At 68.9% G+C, this 15,980-nt stretch carries 16 protein-coding genes and 4 pseudogenes; 6 read left to right on the top strand and 14 right to left on the bottom strand.

The features are described from left to right. Positions 1 to 5: 5 nt before the first annotated feature. From ACIBNA_RS23345 to ACIBNA_RS23335, 3 genes and pseudogenes are all read right to left on the bottom strand, one after another. Positions 6 to 284: pseudogene (locus ACIBNA_RS23345) on the bottom strand (acetyl-CoA C-acyltransferase); the annotation flags it as partial. Positions 285 to 450: 166 nt separating this feature from the next. Beyond that, positions 451 to 1,161, bottom strand: a complete 711-nt coding sequence (locus tag ACIBNA_RS23340; protein WP_399167063.1) for a TetR/AcrR family transcriptional regulator — start codon at positions 1,159 to 1,161, stop codon at positions 451 to 453. Between the two features lie 446 nt (positions 1,162 to 1,607). Beyond that, positions 1,608 to 1,820 carry a hypothetical protein gene (locus ACIBNA_RS23335; protein ID WP_399167196.1) on the bottom strand — a complete coding sequence of 71 codons (213 nt, stop codon included), beginning with the start codon at positions 1,818 to 1,820 and terminating at the stop codon, positions 1,608 to 1,610. A 72-nt stretch (positions 1,821 to 1,892) separates the two neighbouring features. Here ACIBNA_RS23335 and ACIBNA_RS23330 point away from each other — a divergent pair, with 72 nt between their 5' ends. Further along, positions 1,893 to 2,186, top strand: a complete 294-nt coding sequence (locus ACIBNA_RS23330) for a GH116 family glycosyl hydrolase (RefSeq protein ID WP_399167192.1) — start codon at positions 1,893 to 1,895, stop codon at positions 2,184 to 2,186. Between the two features lie 442 nt (positions 2,187 to 2,628). Here ACIBNA_RS23330 and ACIBNA_RS23325 read toward each other — a convergent pair whose 3' ends face one another. The 3 genes from ACIBNA_RS23325 to ACIBNA_RS23315 form a co-directional block, all read right to left on the bottom strand. Then, the gene (locus tag ACIBNA_RS23325) at positions 2,629 to 3,081 is read right to left on the bottom strand and encodes a response regulator transcription factor (protein ID WP_399167062.1); all 453 of its coding nucleotides are present in this window, start codon (positions 3,079 to 3,081) and stop codon (positions 2,629 to 2,631) included. Further along, complete coding sequence (locus tag ACIBNA_RS23320) at positions 2,987 to 3,583, bottom strand: sensor histidine kinase (protein WP_399167061.1); 597 nt, start codon at positions 3,581 to 3,583, stop codon at positions 2,987 to 2,989. Before ACIBNA_RS23320 ends, ACIBNA_RS23325 begins: the two co-directional genes overlap by 95 nt. Before the next feature lie 479 nt (positions 3,584 to 4,062). Further along, positions 4,063 to 4,905, bottom strand: a complete 843-nt coding sequence (locus ACIBNA_RS23315; protein ID WP_062705294.1) for an SDR family NAD(P)-dependent oxidoreductase — start codon at positions 4,903 to 4,905, stop codon at positions 4,063 to 4,065. Between the two features lie 129 nt (positions 4,906 to 5,034). Here ACIBNA_RS23315 and ACIBNA_RS23310 point away from each other — a divergent pair. Then, positions 5,035 to 5,837, top strand: a pseudogene (locus tag ACIBNA_RS23310) (ISAs1 family transposase); the annotation flags it as partial. Between the two features lie 69 nt (positions 5,838 to 5,906). Here the strand turns inward: ACIBNA_RS23310 and ACIBNA_RS23305 are convergent. The 4 genes and pseudogenes from ACIBNA_RS23305 to ACIBNA_RS23290 all read right to left on the bottom strand — a co-directional run. Beyond that, positions 5,907 to 7,085 (bottom strand): amidohydrolase family protein, encoded by a 1,179-nt coding sequence (locus ACIBNA_RS23305; protein ID WP_399167060.1) that lies wholly within the window; start codon positions 7,083 to 7,085, stop codon positions 5,907 to 5,909. Between the two features lie 200 nt (positions 7,086 to 7,285). After that, complete coding sequence (locus ACIBNA_RS23300) at positions 7,286 to 8,230, bottom strand: fumarylacetoacetate hydrolase family protein (protein WP_399167059.1); 945 nt, start codon at positions 8,228 to 8,230, stop codon at positions 7,286 to 7,288. Positions 8,231 to 8,244: 14 nt separating this feature from the next. After that, on the bottom strand, positions 8,245 to 9,204 hold the full coding sequence (locus ACIBNA_RS23295) for an MBL fold metallo-hydrolase (protein WP_399167058.1): 960 nt from the start codon (positions 9,202 to 9,204) through the stop codon (positions 8,245 to 8,247). A gap of 167 nt (positions 9,205 to 9,371) precedes the next feature. Further along, a pseudogene (locus ACIBNA_RS23290) lies at positions 9,372 to 9,479 on the bottom strand (oxidoreductase); the annotation flags it as partial. Positions 9,480 to 9,772: 293 nt separating this feature from the next. Between ACIBNA_RS23290 and ACIBNA_RS23285 the strand changes: the two are divergent. Continuing rightward, positions 9,773 to 10,708 carry a LysR family transcriptional regulator gene (locus tag ACIBNA_RS23285; RefSeq protein ID WP_399167057.1) on the top strand — a complete coding sequence of 312 codons (936 nt, stop codon included), beginning with the start codon at positions 9,773 to 9,775 and terminating at the stop codon, positions 10,706 to 10,708. A 794-nt stretch (positions 10,709 to 11,502) separates the two neighbouring features. Here the strand turns inward: ACIBNA_RS23285 and ACIBNA_RS23280 are convergent. After that, positions 11,503 to 11,835, bottom strand: coding sequence for a hypothetical protein (locus tag ACIBNA_RS23280; protein ID WP_399167056.1), 333 nt, complete (start codon positions 11,833 to 11,835; stop codon positions 11,503 to 11,505). Between the two features lie 161 nt (positions 11,836 to 11,996). Further along, the gene (locus ACIBNA_RS23275; protein ID WP_399167191.1) at positions 11,997 to 13,655 is read right to left on the bottom strand and encodes a serine/threonine-protein kinase; all 1,659 of its coding nucleotides are present in this window, start codon (positions 13,653 to 13,655) and stop codon (positions 11,997 to 11,999) included. Positions 13,656 to 14,042: 387 nt separating this feature from the next. Between ACIBNA_RS23275 and ACIBNA_RS23270 the strand changes: the two genes are divergently transcribed. Both ACIBNA_RS23270 and ACIBNA_RS23265 read left to right on the top strand, forming a co-directional pair. Then, complete coding sequence (locus ACIBNA_RS23270; protein ID WP_399167055.1) at positions 14,043 to 14,237, top strand: hypothetical protein; 195 nt, start codon at positions 14,043 to 14,045, stop codon at positions 14,235 to 14,237. A 199-nt stretch (positions 14,238 to 14,436) separates the two neighbouring features. Continuing rightward, positions 14,437 to 14,622 (top strand): hypothetical protein, encoded by a 186-nt coding sequence (locus ACIBNA_RS23265; RefSeq protein WP_399167054.1) that lies wholly within the window; start codon positions 14,437 to 14,439, stop codon positions 14,620 to 14,622. 151 nt (positions 14,623 to 14,773) lie between these two features. Here ACIBNA_RS23265 and ACIBNA_RS23260 read toward each other — a convergent pair. Together ACIBNA_RS23260 and ACIBNA_RS23255 are read right to left on the bottom strand one after the other, a co-directional pair. After that, positions 14,774 to 14,977, bottom strand: a pseudogene (locus ACIBNA_RS23260) (PadR family transcriptional regulator); the annotation flags it as partial. A gap of 20 nt (positions 14,978 to 14,997) precedes the next feature. Continuing rightward, positions 14,998 to 15,168, bottom strand: a complete 171-nt coding sequence (locus ACIBNA_RS23255) for a hypothetical protein (protein ID WP_399167053.1) — start codon at positions 15,166 to 15,168, stop codon at positions 14,998 to 15,000. 107 nt (positions 15,169 to 15,275) lie between these two features. Here ACIBNA_RS23255 and ACIBNA_RS23250 point away from each other — a divergent pair, with 107 nt between their 5' ends. After that, complete coding sequence (locus ACIBNA_RS23250; RefSeq protein WP_399167052.1) at positions 15,276 to 15,446, top strand: hypothetical protein; 171 nt, start codon at positions 15,276 to 15,278, stop codon at positions 15,444 to 15,446. Positions 15,447 to 15,980 lie beyond the last annotated feature (534 nt).

Genomic DNA, 15,980 nt, shown 5'->3' with positions numbered 1-15,980 from the left:
TCGTCTCGGTTCAGTTGGAAGCCCGCACCCGAGGACTCGTATCCGGCGGCCAGCGCGGCGGTCCGGGCGAGGTTCGCGCCCTGGTCCCCGACCGGCGAGACCACGCCCAGGATCACGTCGTCCACCCGCAGCGGATCGAAGCCCGGATTGCGCTTGCCCACCTCGTCGAGGAGACCCACGACGAGGGAGATCGGTTTGACGGTGTGCAGTGAGCCGTCGTTCTTGCCGCGCCCGCGCGGGGTGCGCAGCGCGTCGTAGACGAACGCTTCTGCCGGACTGCCCATGGTGGCCGCTCTCCTGTCAGTACGTATGCCGGCGAGTGGTCCGGCCGTGCGCGCGGCGTCGGGGCAGCGCAAGGGCCGTGCTTGACTGGAAGTCACACAGTCGCTGCCGGTGCCCGACGGTGACAGGCCGCGGGCGTCTGGTGACCCGGCAGGCGATGACGAGCGCTCAGCTCGTGGGTGCGGTCGATGCCCCGGTCGCAGGGCGGCTCGACGTGGCACGTGACCCGTGTGCGGCACGCTCCGTCAGCCGTCCTTCCTGCGGGCCGGCGGCAGCTGGGAAGCCTGGGGATTCGGTGAGCAGCGGCCGTACGATCCGGCCCCACCGCTCCAGCAGTTCGTCGCGGTCCGTGTCCTCCCGGTACAGCACGTCGGAGATCGCCATGCCGCGCAGCAACTGCACGGTCAGCTCGGCAATCGCCGGGTAGGCAGGCGAGGTGGTGAGCTCGGGGCCCATCACCTCGTCGACCACCCGGTACAGGTCCCGGCGCGCCGTCCCCTCGGCGTGGCGCAGCACGTCCCGCAGCCGTGGGTCGGTGCGGGCCACCGCCCACAGCTCCATCTCCGCGCCGAACGAAGGCCCGCACATGACGGACCGGAGCACGCGCAACGAGCGGGACAGTGCGTCACCGTCCGGTGAGGCCGCCGCCAGTTCCTCACGCACCGCCCGCTCGTTCCGCGCCACGAGTAAACCGATCGCCGCCCCGAACAGGTCCTCACGGGTCGGAAAGTGATGCAGCAACGCACCCCGGCTGACACCGGCCCGCCGCTGCACCTCCAGGGTCGTCGTCGCCGCGACGCCCACCTCGATCAGCGACTCGACCGCCGCGCCCACGATCTGCGCCCTCGTGGCGTCGCGCTGTTCGTCACGCCTGGTCATGGCCTCCACCTTTCACGGTCAGCCTTGACTGCGAAATGAACATCTCACGGTCAGCCCTGACTGTGAAGAGGTGAAGCGTCTCGGATTCCCCCTCCTCGTTGAGGGCACGGAGGGCGACCAGCCGGGAAGGCGGTGCTCCGAGGCAGACCTGCTTCGAGTTGCTGCCACGTGCACTGCGGGACTGGGCGTTCGTCCTGCCCCGGCCAGAGCTGCACACGGCACCCCCGGACGTGCGGCTTGCTGTGCGCTGGGCGGGGAAGGCGTCCCGCCCGCTGCCCGACCTGATGGATGGGGCCGTGATGCGGGCCGTGTTGCAAGTCCTCCAGTTGAAACAGGACGGTACGGTTGCAGCCGCCGAGTACCGCTGCCACCGATCCGGGACAGCATCCCTGGCGGCCGCGACGTCGTCCTGCCCAGAAGGGCCATCCACTGCACGCAGCAGCGCCTCACGCGCGGTCGGCCCTGGCCAGCGCCGGGAAGTTGGCGAGGTGGTCCGGGCGCTTGCGCGCGGTGTCCGACCGCTGGCGGATGAGCTGGTCGGTCTCGGAGCTCGAGCCGTACGTCATGATCTCGACCAGCGCGCGGACGTTCTCCGGCGACGGGTCGCTGTAGCCCTTCAGAAGGACCTTGAAGCCCTCGGAAGGACAGCCGCCGGGCATGAACCCACGACCCGGACGACCGAGTGGCCCGCGCTCGGTACCGTCTTCTTTGTCACCAAACCCCGCCAGGAGATCAACGTCTGGACCGGTACCAACTACCTGACAGCCTCGGTCTACCGGCGGTCCGGGACTTGCTTCGGGAAGCGGCAGCTCAGCGACCGTGGCGTCGAGATGGCCTCAGCCGTCGCCACCCAGGTCTGGGAGACCGAGCGCAACGGTTTCACATTCGACACCCCTGAAGCATGGGTCCGCGACGACGCGTCCCGCTACACCTACCCGGGCTACGAACGCCCCCTCGCCGTCTGGGACATTCTTGACGCCATCCAACCCGTGAAGCCCTTCTTGACGAGAGGCTCCGGCCGCTGACCGGATGCCTACCACGCAGCCTGTCTCCGATCCGCATCAGAGTGCCCCGGGGCATCGGAACCTGAGAGCGGCCCAGTGCCCCCCTACTGAACTTCTCGGGTTGTCGTCGGGGGCCACGCCAGCAGGCGGTTGTGCCGCTGGGTGATTTCGCGGCCGTCCCGAGGCGCGCCTTGACCCAGAAGTGCGCGATGTCGTGCTCCCGCAGGAGTGTGCCCGCGCCGGTCCGGCCCCAGTGGTCACTTCCGTCCACGTAGCCGACGGAAACCTCGGAGTGGAAGATCAGTGCGGCCTTGTCCGTGCGAGACATCCGGCCGATGAGGTCGCCGGCATGGAAAGGAAGGTCGCTCTCGGAAGCTGGTTCCGCTCGGTCATCTGGCTTCGACACCACAATCATCACGAACCCCCGTGCCTGCTCTGCTATCCGCCCCTACCGGCCTGATCGTCAACCCTCCACGCGAGCACGGAACTTGACGGAGCCCTGGCGGCGATCTCCCGGTTGGTGTGTCGGTGCCACGAGCCGCAGGATGTCCGTCTCGCGTGGGCTGAGGGAGACGGCGGGAGTCCCGGCGGCCGGTTCGGGACGAGGCGGTTCGGGGCGGGGCAGGAAGGCGGTCAGACGGCGGGCGACCGAGGAGTCGAGCTGGGTGACGCCCGCGTGCGCCAGACGGACCGCGTGGGCGAGTTCCTCGGCCGGCAGATCCTTGAGGAGATGGCCGTGCGCGCCGGCCCGCAGCGCCTGCACGACGTACTCCTCGTCGTCGAACGTCGTCAGCATCACGACCCGGCACTCGGGCGCCCGTTCACGCAGGACGGCGACCGCCTCGACACCGTCCATCCCCGGCATCCGGACATCCATGAGCACGACGTCCGGCTCCATCTCCAGAGTCCGCGCCACCGCGTCCCGGCCGTCCACGGCGGTGCCGACGACCTCGATGCCCGGCCGGATGGAAAGCAGGGAGGGCGATGCCGTCCCGGATGAGCCGCTGGTCGTCCACCACCAGCACCCGCACGGGCGCCGCCTGGTCAGGCTCCTCGTCGTTCATGTCACCGCCCCCGTCCACCGAGAACTTCGCCGTCGTCCCGCGCGGGACCGTCACCGTCACCCGGGTGCCGGCGCCCGGGCTGCTCTCGACGTCGACGTTCGTCGGCACCAGATGTACCCGCTCCCGCATGCCGAGCAGCCCGAACCCGGCGGCGGTCGCCTCCGGTGCGAAGCCGCGACCGTCGTCCGTCACCTCCAGCCGCGCGGCGCCCCCGGCCAACCGGACCGCAACGGTCACCTGCGAGGCCCGCGCATGGCGGCACGCGTTGGTCACGGCCTCCTGCGCGGCCCGGTACAGCGCGGTCAACTCGGCCCCGCCGCGACCCTCCTCGTCGCCGCTCACCTCGACTGGCACGCGACCCCTGAGCTGGGGTGTTGCGACGACCACTAGAACGGAAGACCTGGGGCCTTAGCCATGGAGCGGGTGACGAGAACCGAACTCGCGCTCTCCGCTTGGGAAGCGACGGCGCTTGGGGGCCTCGTATGCTCTGACCTGCGCCGATTCGCTGTACTGCTGCAGACATGGCGGTCTGATGAAACCGCTGTTGATCGGGTTGTCCGCTCTGAAGGGCACGCTACGGGCACGAAAAGCTCGTAGGCGGCCGGTTTCGGCAGGCGGTTGTCGAAAGCGAGCTGTCTCATGCGGGTGCCGTCGATGAGGCGTCGGAACGTGGACAACGCATGCGCCCGGGGCGTCAGGTGCCGGGTACCCGGCGAGTGCCGAGACACGAACCTTCTGTGTCGAGCCTGAAGCTGCAGCAATGCCAGCCTGCACCGGGAGGTTCCTTGCTGTCTCAACCGGTTCCCGCCAGGTTCACATCTGGTCCGGACCGGTCAGTCGCCGCGTGCCATGGCGATCATTCCTCTGAGGTCGAGTCCGGCTTTGGTGCCGCCGTCACAGAGGATGTCCACGCCGGTGAGGTAGCCGGGCTTGTCGCCCGCGCAGAACGCCAGGAGCTCGGCAATCTCTTCGGGGCGACCGTAGCGCTTGAGCGCGGCGTAGCCGGTGAGCTTGCCCGAGCCGCTCTTCTCCTCGAGCCGCCCCATCGCGGTGTCGAAGCTGCCGGGCGAGACGGAGAGCACGCGGGCGCCTTTCGCGCCGAACGGGGCGGCGATCTGCTGCGAGTACCAGATGACGAAGTTCTTGCTGAGCGAGTACGCCAGACCGGGTCGCATACCTTTCGGTGCCCGGCTCGCGCCAGCGGCGAGCTTCGCCGTGAAGCGGTCGCGATCGGTCAGAGCAAGACGGAAGATCCGCTTGGGGATGACCAGCCGCGGCGTCATGTGCCCGGCGATGGAGGCGAGGTTGACCAGCGCGAATCCCTCGGTGGCGACCGCGAGGGCGGCTTCGGTGATGTTGACGGTGCCGAGCGCGTTGATCCGGATGATCTTGTCCGCGGTGCCCATCTGCGGGCTGATGCCCGCGGTGTGCACGACCGCCCGCACGGAGCCTTCGCGGTCGGCCTGCTGGAACAAGGCCTCGACCGATGCTCGGCTGGTGATGTCGCAGGCGACCGCCGCCGCATCGACGCCGTGGTCGCGCAGTTCCGCCGCCGCAGCGTCGAGGCGTTGCCGGTTGACGTCGGTGATGACCACGCGGTGATCGCTGCCGAGAATCTTCGCGGTCGCGAGCCCCATGCCCCCTGCTCCGCCGGTGACGATCGCTGTCTTTGTCATTCGTGCTCCATCTCGGTATTTCCCGACCGTAGCACCGGGGCAGCCCCTGACCTGCGAACTCCAGCTTGATGGCGAGGTGGATCGTCGCTTTCCGGGCAGCCCGCCGGGGGCCGGTACGTACACGTAGGTGTCGACGGCCGGCGCCGGGCGGTCGCGGTGGACGGCAAGTGCCTGCGCGGCGCACGCCGACCGGACGGCAGCCGGGTTTTCGTGCTGTCCGCCGTCCGCCGTCCGCCGTCCGCCACGGCCGTCGGCATCACCCTCGCCTCACGCGAGATCAGCGCGAAGACCAACGAAATTCCCGAGTTCGCGCCCTTGCTCGATCAGATCGACGACGCCGACCTCGCCGGGACGGTCGTCACCGCCGATGCCCCGCCCGCCCCACGCGACCACGCCACCTACCTGCACGAACGTGGCACCCACTACCTGCTGACCATCAAGAACAACCAGCGCCGCCAGGCCCGCCGACTCCACGCTCTGCCCTGGAAGAAGATCCCCGTGATTCACCGCGACGACGACCGGGGCCACGGCCGCCACGAACAACGACTCGTGCAGGTCGTCACCGCCGACGGCCTGCTCTTCCCGCACGCCACCCAAGTCCCGCGCATCCAGCGCCGCCACCGTCTCCACGGAGCGAAGAAGTGGTCCAGCGAGACCGTCCACGCCATCACCGACCTGCCGCCGAGCAGGCAAGTGCGGCCGAGATCGCCTCCTGAGCTCGCGGACACCGGACCGTGGGAAACACCGCCCACCGGGTGCGAGATGCCGTCTTCGGAGAAGACAAACCCCAGGTCAGGACCCGTAACACGCCTGCCGTGCCCGCCGCCGTCCGCGACTTGATCCGCAGCGCGCCCAAGCTCGCCGGATACGTCAACACCGCCGCCGGACGCCGAGCCCACACCGAACGCCCACGCGTCCTCACCCTCCACGGCAATCACCTGACCAAACCGGACGACCCGGGCAAACGCCAGGGCCCTGCGCCCTCGTCGCTCCTGGCGGGTTCACCGGGAGCCGTGCGTGGATGCGGCCGCGAGGCGGGTGCCCTGTCGCCAGACAGCGCGAATCGACAGGCTGTCGTTGATGGTCGTGGTGGGATCACCGTCGACCAGGACGAGATCTGCCCGCAGGCCTTGCTCGACGCGGCCCCGATCGTGGAGGCCGAACCGTCGTGCTGTCAGTGAAGTCGCCGAGCGCAGGGCTTCGGTGGGGCTGAAACCGGCCTGTACGAGCAGTTGCAGCTCGCCGTGCAGACTTGCTCCGTGGGTCACGCCGCGCACGGCCAGAGCCGCGGCGTCGGTGCCTGCGATCACGTCGACCCCAGCCTGGCGCAGGGCTGCGATCGTGGCCAGTGCCATGTCGAAGTGCGAGGTGGGCAAGCCGCCGAACGTGTCGGAGAGGTGCGCCCGCAATTCCGGCGCGAGCTTTCCCGCAACGCGGGGATCTTGCGCCAGGTCCGTGCTGTGCGACAGCCCGACGATGGAGGCAAGGGGAGTCAGTGTCGGCACCACGAACACGTTCGCGCTTGCGATGCGGTCGACGATCTCCGGGGTGTGGGCCGTGTCGGCGAACAGATGGGCGAGGCCGTCGGCGCCGGCGTCGACCATCTGTTCCGTCTCGTGCAGCGTCATGGCGTGGGCCATCACCATCTTCCCGCGAGCGTGCGCCTCGGCGATCACGGCGGTGTGAATCTCCAGTGGTACGTGCGGCATCTGGAAGCCGAACGCCTCGCCACTCTCGGCTATCAGCTTGATGTAGTCGGCGCCCTCGCTGATCCGATCCTCGACGAATCCGGCCGCCTCCGCCACGGTGGTCGCGGTCGGCCAGACCGGATCGTTGAGGCCCTTCCGGAACTGATGAGGGTGGCCGTCGAGGTGGGTGAGCGAGAAGGAGGCGCTCCGCACGTCCGCGAAAGTCCGGTCGGCCTCGACCTCGGCGCGCAGCGGAATCATGGTGGCGGGGACCGAGCCCATGTCGAGTTCGGTGGTGACGCCGAAGGTCAGCGCCTGGCGCAGCATCGCGGCGTCGGTGTGGGTGTGTGCGTCGATCAGGCCCGGCAGCAGGGTTGCGCCGGTGGCGTCGACGACTTCCACCCCGGTGACACGCGGCCCGCCCACCGAGACGATGACGCCGTCGGCGACGTGCACATCGACCTGGCCCAGGTTCTTCTCGCCGTCGAACACCTTGGCACCGACGATGACGAACTCGTTCATCGGACTCTCCTCGTAATACTGGACGTGTACTGGTTCGGGCTTCACGGCTACGACGTCTGCCGGACCGGCACGATGACAGCCGAAGGGTGTCCGGGGGCGTGGCGACCGTCTGTTCGGCCAGGTGGGCGACGGCGACCCCACGGGGGGTCGCCGTTCCGGACAGACTGGGCCTACCGGCCCCGTCGTGCGGGTGGGATGGGAATCGGCTCGACTCCTGGCACGACGCGGGTGGTCAGGGTGCCGAGTTGTTCGACGGTGACGGTGACGACGTCGCCGGGTTGCAGGGGGCGATGGGCGTTCAGACCTTCGCGACCCCACAGTTCGGCGAGGCAGCCGCCGCCGCAGGTGCCGGAGCCGAGGATGTCGCCGGGGCGGATCTCGGTGCCACGGGAGGCGTAGGCGATCATGTCGGCGTAGGAGAACGCCATGGACGACCAGCGGTCCTGCCCCAGCCGTTCGCCGTTGATGTCGACGGTCATCGTCAGGTCGAACGAGGTGTCGGTGCGCCAGGGTTGCAGCTCGTCGGGGGTGACCAGGACCGGTCCGAGGGTGGTGGCGGTGTCCTTGCCCTTGGTGGGGCCGAGCCGGACCTGCATCTCGGCGAACTGGACGTCGCGGGCCGACCAGTCGACGAGGATGGTGTAGCCGGCGACGTAGGAGTCGGCGTCGTCGGGGTGGATGTCGCGGCCGGTGCGGCCGATGACGGCGGCGACCTCCAGCTCCAGGTCGAACATCCGGCTGCCGGGCGGTACGGGGACGTCGTCGGCGGGGCCGAGGATCGCGTGGGGGTTGGTGAAGTAGAACGCGGGTGCCTCGTACCAGCGTTCGGGGACGGTCGCGTCGGTTCCGCCGAGTCTGGCGACACCTTCGACGTGCCGTTCGAAGGTCATGAAGTCCCGCACAGCGGGAGGATCGGGGATCGGCGCGCGCAGCCGAAGGTCGCCGACCGCCCGGGTCGCGGCAGGCGCGGCCAGGGCCTGCTCCCCGGCCGCCCGCAGGGTGCCGTCGCGCAGGAGGCCGAGCATCGTGACGCCGCGGCCCAGGGGATGGACCTGGTCGTGGTGGAGGACGCCGACCCGATCACCGTCGTCGTCGGCGTAGGTCACGAACCGCACAGTCGCGCTTCCCTTCAGACGGAGGTGTGCATCGGGCGGCCGAGCCAGGCGACCGCGTCCCCGAAGGCGGCGATCACGTCGAGGTCCCGGCCGGCGTGGTCGGCGTAGGCGCGGTGCAGGTTGAGCACGATCCGTTCGGCGTCGCCCCAGTCCGTGAACTCGCCCAGGTCGACCTGGCGGGCGGCCTGCAGGGGCGTCAGACCCCGGGAGAGCCCTTCCTGGGCGGTGTCGAGGATGAGCCGGTAATAGCGGCGGTGCTCGTCCAGGACCCGGGTGATGCCGGTGCCGGTGAGGACCGGGCCGTGGCCGGGGACGATGACGTCGGGCTGCAGGGACTCCAGCCAGTCGACCGCGGCGAGGGCCCCGTCCACGGAGCCCATGAAGACCAGCGGGGCGAGTCCGGCGAACACCAGATCGCCGGAGAACAGCACGCGTTCTTCGGGCAGCCAGGCGATCAGATCTCCGGTGGTGTGCGCCGGGCGGCCGGGGTGCAGCAGCTCGATCCGCCGACCTGCGACGTGCAGGGTGAGTGCGGAGCCGGCCGAGATGTCGGGAAGCCTGCGGGTCACCGGCCCCCAGTCCGGGACCGGGTTCCACAGCGGTGGGCAGCCGTCGATGACCGGGTCGGCCTGAAGCCCTTCCCGCATCCGGCTGTGCCCGACGATCACTGTCGTGGAGGGGAGGAGGCTGTTGCCGTAGGTGTGGTCACCGTGCTGATGGGTGTTCACCGCCAGCCGGACGGGCGCCCCGCCGGTGGCCGTGTCCACGGCGTCGAGAAACCGGCGGGTGCGAGCCGCGGTGGCACAGGTGTCGATCACCAGGACCCCGTCGTCGCCGACCACCGCGCCGGCGTTGTTGACCCACCAGGTCCCGTCCGGCTGCACCCAGGCGTGGATCCCGGGAAGCAACTCCTGGAGTTCCGCCGCGTCCGCTGTGGGAGGAGGAGCGGAGTTCGTGTCCGGGGTGTCGGTCATGACCCGGCCTGTCCGTCGTCCTTCACGGTGGCGACGCGGCTGCGGCCGTGCTGTTCGTACGTGGCGAAGCGCATGGCATTCCTTGGGAGCTGGGTGGGTTGACGCAGGCCGGGGGCTCGGCGCCATGGCAGGGTGGGGGAGTGCGCCGGGCCCCCGGTGTCATGGGGTCAGACCGGCGGAGCGACGAAGACGCCGCGGTCGACGTCGTTGAGCATTTCCTTGGCGACCATCTCGTTCATCGGGTTGGACGTGCCCCACTGGTCGGCGTTCTCGGGCTACGTCAGGTCGTAGATGTTCGTCCAGTGCCGTATGCAGGTCGAGCGCTCGGCCGTCCGGGGTCATGAGGCCCGGGAACCTGGTCTCGCCCGCTGCCGAAAAGGTGCCGATGGCGAACGGTCCGGAGAAGGGATGAAGGGTGCCGACGCGGCTGCAGATGTCACGGAGACGTCCTCCCGATTGCGGTCCCACCAATCTGGCCCCTAGATTGCAATCAGGGAAATCGATTTCCTGTATATAGGAATCCAGCCGGTGAATACCGATGGTGCCGGCTCCGGAATTGGGACGCTTCGTGAACTTGGCCAGCCTGGACCTCAACCTCGTCGTTGCCCTGCGCGCCCTCCTGCAGGAGCGCAACGTCACCAGAGCCGGCCAGTGCATCGGGCTCAGTCAACCCGCGATGAGCGCGGCCCTGGCCCGGCTGCGCCGCCACTTCGACGACGACCTGCTCGCCCGGGTGGGCGGAGGGTACGAGCTGACCGCCCTCGGGCAGGCCCTCCTCGACCGAACCACCACCGCTTGCGACCTGCTGGAGCGCGTCTTCGCCAGTCAGGCCGAATTCGATCCCTCGCGCGAGGAACATGAGTTCACGCTGATCGCCTCCGACTACGCGGTTGCCGTCTTCGGCGCCGAACTCGCCCGCACCATCCAAACCGAGGCACCAGGCATCCGGCTCAGGTTCAAACAGGTACCGAATGAAATCATCGACAGCACCGGGTCGCTGCTCAGCACCGTGGACGGGCTACTGCTGCCCCATGGCATCATCCGCGGCTTCCCCACGGTCGAGCTCTACCAGGACAGCTGGGTCTTCCTCGTCGCCGACGACAACCCCGAGGTCGGCGAGCAGCTCACCCTCGACGATCTGGCCCGACTGCCATGGGTGACGTACCAACGAGCCTACGACGCCCCCGCCGCCCGCCAGATCGCCACGCTCGGCATCGAGCCACGTGTGGCGGTCTCGGTCGACAGTTTCCAGCTGATGCCACTCCTGGTCGCGGGCACCCGCCGGGTAGCTCTCCTGCAAAGGCGTCTCGCCGACGAACTGGACGGACTCGCACACGTCCGCATCATGGAACCGCCCTATGACGCCGTACCGATCCAGCAGGCCTTGTGGTGGCATCCGGTCCACATGCACGACGCGGCGCACATGTGGCTGCGGGAGACGGCGGCCCGGGTCGCCGAGATGATGGAGGCCGGTCGGACTACGATCTCCCGTCCGCCGGAATGAGGGCGGGGCTATGCCCTGCACAGGCAGATGACACTGCCAGGCCGCAGCCGACGCCGGACGGGCGGCCGCCGCGTGGAGCCGGTTTGAGCAGTTGCTGCTGCTCTGGCTGGAAAGGTTCGCCGGCCGGTCCCGGGCCGGCGGCGACGATCGCCTGCTTGAGCTGCGTGTATCGGGGGAAGGCCCAGGCTCATCTGCGGGCCGGCTTCCGCTCGCGCCGTGGCCACGAGCGTTGCGTACGGGCCCGCGACGGTCGTGACCTTCGATCTGGATCCACGCCTGGTGGAAGGCCATTCGTGCCAGCAGACTGCTGATCTCGTCGGTGAGTTGTTGCCGTATGGCGGATGAGGACTCCGTGGGCGGCGCCGTATGCGGTACGGCATCTCCAGGTACTCCTCGACCGCCATCAAGGCCTCGGCGAAGGTCTTCGCCCGGCGTTCTCTTCGTACGGCCCGTTGGTTGAGGGCGTAGGTCAGGAAGGCACCGAAGCCAGCCACCTCCACAAGCGAGACGAACGGACGAACTACGCCCATCTCGCCTGCTACAAAGCGGAGTTCATGCCCACCCACGCCGAACCACCCGATCACGTTCGGAAATCGGATGGCGTCTCAGGGAACACAGATCGTGGTTCGACGGCTGGAGACGTCGATCGCCCAGAGGCACGATGAGACTTGAGCTCGTTCGCCCTCGGGCCTGTGACAAGGAGGAAGGCCAGCTGACGGAAGACGCCGGAGGCCTCGACCTCTCCCCGCAGAGGCGCTGCGGGCGCGCTCCTGCGCCGCGCGTTGGTCGAGGCCTCATGGCAATGGGTCTTCCGTCACGGCGGTCGCGCGGTGCCGGGCGCGGATGGGCGCGATCACGGTGCCCGTGGTGCGGTCGAGATGGCTGGGGCCCTCGGGCAGCTGGTCCGGGCTGATGTAGCTGCGCGGCCCGAGGTGAGTGGCCGGGTCGAGCCGATGCACGGTGACCTTCCCAGCGCGACGGGCACGGTTCCATCCGCTACGGCGGAACAGGCGCCAACGCTGAGGGAAGATCCAGGTGCCGACCCGTTCGATCCGGTCGCTCACGCTGGTGAGCTGATGCACGTGCTCGGCATGGGTGAGGTCGTTGGCGCCGTTGTGGAAACCCACCGAGCGTGATCACTATGAGCGGGGAGCGCAGCTGGGTGTGCAGTTCGAGGTCGCAACTGGAAGTCCGTACCGGAGGGCGGAGGCAACGGAGCGTCATGACCTCGGCGAAGCCGGCGCTGGATGGGAAGGGCTCGGCACCGCCGTGTCGGCGGGCGCAGCCGTCAGCGCCGGGTGAGGGTGGACGGCGCCCCGGAGGACTGGTCACCTTCCTCGCGCAGACCCAGAGTGTCTCGGCCGGTCATCGTGACGACGTAGATACTGCCGTTGGGGCAGGGCTCCTCGGCCGACTGGTCGGTGGGTTGGCTGCTGTCCGCCTCGAGGACCAGCGAGGCCTTGCGTATCTCCTGCAGTCGCAGGGTCTCGGTGCATCCCACCTCAAGTTTGGTGAACACTTCGGTCACCCTGCTGACCTGCTTGCCCACCAGCTCACCTCGCTGTGCCGGGTGGAGAGTCAAAGTGACGGCGAACCGGTTGGTGCGGGGCTCAGTGATCTTGTCAGGATCGGGATTGCCCGGCCCGGTGCCGACCCATGTACCTGCCCAGGCCTCGGGAAGCGATGTGGCAGTGGATGTCGGCGCAGGCGTCGTCCCGTCGGAGGAGTCATCGGTGGCAGTGGATGACGGCGCAGACGTCCCGTCGGAGGCGTCATCGTCGGAGGAATACCGCACGAGGAACGTGCCCGCCGCGGCCATCAAGGCCACGGCCATGGTCCCGGCGACCGCCCGGCCGGTACGGCCGGACACCCACCGTCGCACGGCGCCGACAGGCGGCAGGACGGCGGTCTTTGCGTCGGCGGAAGCCGGGCCGTCTTCGGGCTCACGTGACACAGCCGCCACAGACGGCAGTTGCACTGTTGCGGAGATCAACGCTTGCGCCTCCTCCTCCCGCACGGCGAGATCTCTCTCCAGCCCCTCGGGCAGCAACTGCGGCCAGGTACCGCACCGGCCGCCCAAGCGTTCCAACAGCACGCTGACGGTGCCGGGCGTGGCCCGCTGCTCGGGATCCTTGGCCAGACAGGACCGCAAGAGCGGGACCAGGGCCGCCGGAACGCCGTCGAGGTTCGGCTCCTGATGCACGATGCGGTAAAGCAGCACCGCAGGCGAGAACTCGTCGTTCGGGCTGGAAAACGGGCCCCGTCCCGTCGCCGCGTACACCAATACCGCAGCCAGAGAGAAGACGTCACCCCGTGCACCCGATTCCCCGGCACTCACCTGCTCCGGCGCCAGATAGCCGGGAGAACCGGTCACACCCCCGGTCCTCGTGTGACGCGAGTCCTCCGTCGCGCGCGCGATCCCGAAATCGATGAGCAGAGGACTACGGCGGCCCAACAGCACATTGGACGGCTTGACATCCCGGTGGGCCAGCCCCGCCCCGTGTACCGCTGCCAGCGCCCCGAAAAGCTCGGCCGCCAGTGCCAGGACGCACGGCTCGGACAGCCGGCCGTATCGCCGCACCCACTCTGCCAGGGACGGCGCTGCCACGTACTCGGTGGCGAGCCACTGCGGGCGCTGCCCCGCCGGGCTGTAGTCCACCACCGCAGGCGTCCAGGGCGAGCGCACCCGGTCGCTGTTCCGGATTTCCCGCGCGAATCGCTCCTCGAAGCCCGGCTCCCGTCCGAACTCGGCACGCACCGTCTTGAGCGCCAGCGGACGCCCCGACACGGTCCGGGACAGATACACCCGTCCCATTCCACCCTCACCGAGCCGCGCCAGCAGTGGATAACCACCAACAGCCTCCGGATCCGCCGTGTCCAGCAACTCCACGCCCTGCCGCCCTCTCAGATTTGCACTGCCGATCAGGTTCAGTCCCCGGACCAGCACAGCCAAGCGCCGCATCCGTAGCATCGGCACCAAGCATCACCGGTCACACCTGCACTACACCATTCTCAGCCACAACGTCCGGCAGCCCGAGAACCCGTCACCGGGCGAGAGGCCACGTGGGCGGTCGGGAGGGCACACCTTGGCACAGCTCCCGATTTGTCCGGGTGTGCGCGCGTCGTGGCATCGGGTCGGAGCGGTGTTCCTGCAGTCTCGCGGTCGTCCAGGGGCCGGGGCCGTGAAGGTTTCGGTGCTCAGGCCGGGTGGGCGGTCTTCCAGCAGATGTGCCGGAAGTCACGGCGGACGTGGGCAGGGGCGAGTCCGCCCGGGAACTTGGCCTTCAGTCCGGCGTGAGGTGACGGGCACGATCCATGCCTTTCCGCTCGTGCTGTGCAGCTGATGCCGGAGGAGGGCTACGCCGTGGTCACGATCCGCAAGGTCACCGTCCGCGCGGACGCCGATCCGGCGCTTGTCTTCTACTACGGCATCATCGGCGAACTGTTCTGGGCCATTTTCAGGCGTGGGTGCGGAGGCGGACCCGCGACGTCTGGAAGAGCTCCGGCCGGTGCGTGCTGTGGGAACTGAGCAGTGAACCGCACGGCTCTGCGCTCGCGATCGAGTTCATCGTTGCTCGCCGACCACAGGCCGTCGGTGTCCGCGGGTCGCCCCTCGGCGGGGCCTCCTCACCCGCCACGCTGACCGTCCTGATCAGCGGCATGTCCCGGATCCTGGTCATGGACGAGGCTTTCGGCCCGAGCGCGGTCTGGCGGGCCTCGCACAGTGGGTGGAACGGGAAGGCGTCCACCGGCCCGTACCGCGCGGGCATGCCGAGAAAATCGCGGTCGATGGCGAGGGGGAGCCGGTCGTCGTGAAGCTGGGGGTGTGGCTCTCGAACACCATATCGAGGCGCGACCGGCTTGCACAGGAACAGCGGGACGAGCTGCGGGAGCTGGGCATGGAAGGGGCCTGATACCAGCCGCGGCCGGTCTTTGAACCGGCCGGACACTCGTAGCGTCAGAGAGACCCCGGAGGAGCAGTCCTCCGGGGTCTCTTGCTGTCGGCGGGCGAGCGGGTCAGCTGGTGCCCAGGCGGGCGTCCAAGGGATGGGGGCAGTTGCTTTTGGCGTACCGCTTGCGCTCAGGACCGCTACCGGCCTCGATCCCGTCGACCTGGACGAGGCCGTTCTCCAGCAGCCGGGACCTGGCCGAGCAGACCTGGCCGTAGTGCAGTGGCCGGTCGTGACCGAACTTTCGTCGAAGGCCCGCTTGAGGTCGAAGCCGTGGTGGGGGGCCGGACTCCAGAAGGCCTAGGAGTGTATGACTGATGGGTCTTCGGGGCGTATGGCTCACTCGGTGCGCAGGCCGTCCGGGCGCATCAGCCGGAGCAGTGGTGGCAGGCTGAGCACGGTCACCAGCAGGACGACGGCGGTGGCGATGCGCGTCTGATACGAGTGGCCCGCCCCTTCGGACGGGGGGCCTGGTGTGCCCTTGGGAGCCACTGTTCGAGGCCGTTTCATGCGTCGACGATCTTGACAAGCGCCCGTACCGAGTAGCCCCTTTGATGCACGAGACCCAAGATCGAGGCGTCTACAGTCACCCGCCGTCCGCCACCCGGCGACAGGTGATGCACAACCCGGATTACGACCGCTGGCTGTACTCGCACACGCCCTCCCAGGCCGAGGGCGAGCGCGATGAACCGTCCGAGTGTGCGGCAGTGGCGCAGCACCCGGGCGTCCCCAGGACCGAGCCGTCCCAGGTGGAGGGCGAGCGGGTGGACGACTTCCGGACCGCATGACCGCCGGTAGACGACCGTGAGCGGCGCGGGGTGGCGCGCGCCGCTGGTCTGTTCAGGGATCACGTGGAGCGCGTGCCAGGGTCACGGAGGGAGCAGGCCTCGCGTCTCCATCTGCTGCGGGAAGCGTTCCGTGAGGATGATCATTGCTTCAGATTCATCGTCACGGTGAGCGACCCTCGCGGCTGAGGAACCTCTGGGTCAGATGATGCATCTGTACACCCGAGCTGCCTGTCATCTCCGGTGAGCGCACAGAGCAGAAGTCAGTCGATCTGTTGTCCTCATGCCCGTGCGGCGGCTCGCGTAGTCCAGCACCCGTCTCCGCCGGCTCTGGCCAGCAAGGTGGGGACGGAGGCGAGCGCGGCCAGGAACGTACCGGAAGGCACGGGTGTAGTTGCCTCGCCGAAGGTGAACACAGCGGCTCTGACCAGCCACATCACAAGGAAACCGGGGGACGCCGCACGTGCGCATCGCCTTCCTGCTGCACAACGCCTACGCGATGGGCGGCACCGTACGGACGACCATGACCCTCGCCGA

Source organism: Streptomyces sp. NPDC050164, assembly GCF_044459945.1.
GTDB classification, from domain to species: Bacteria; Actinomycetota; Actinomycetes; order Streptomycetales; family Streptomycetaceae; genus Streptomyces; species Streptomyces coeruleorubidus_A.
Note: the sequence above shows the minus strand (reverse complement) of the source record. Positions and strands in the feature narration are given on the sequence as shown.

What these genes read in the sequence shown, in the direction of transcription:
- ACIBNA_RS23250 (WP_399167052.1), top strand. Translation starts at nt 15,276, where the DNA reads ATGCACAACCCGGATTACGACCGCTGGCTGTACTCGCACACGCCCTCC.
- ACIBNA_RS23295 (WP_399167058.1), bottom strand. Translation starts at nt 9,204, where the DNA reads ATGACCGACACCCCGGACACGAACTCCGCTCCTCCTCCCACAGCGGAC.
- ACIBNA_RS23315 (WP_062705294.1), bottom strand. Translation starts at nt 4,905, where the DNA reads ATGACAAAGACAGCGATCGTCACCGGCGGAGCAGGGGGCATGGGGCTC.
- ACIBNA_RS23340 (WP_399167063.1), bottom strand. Translation starts at nt 1,161, where the DNA reads ATGACCAGGCGTGACGAACAGCGCGACGCCACGAGGGCGCAGATCGTG.
- ACIBNA_RS23335 (WP_399167196.1), bottom strand. Translation starts at nt 1,820, where the DNA reads ATGCCCGGCGGCTGTCCTTCCGAGGGCTTCAAGGTCCTTCTGAAGGGC.
- ACIBNA_RS23255 (WP_399167053.1), bottom strand. Translation starts at nt 15,168, where the DNA reads ATGAAACGGCCTCGAACAGTGGCTCCCAAGGGCACACCAGGCCCCCCG.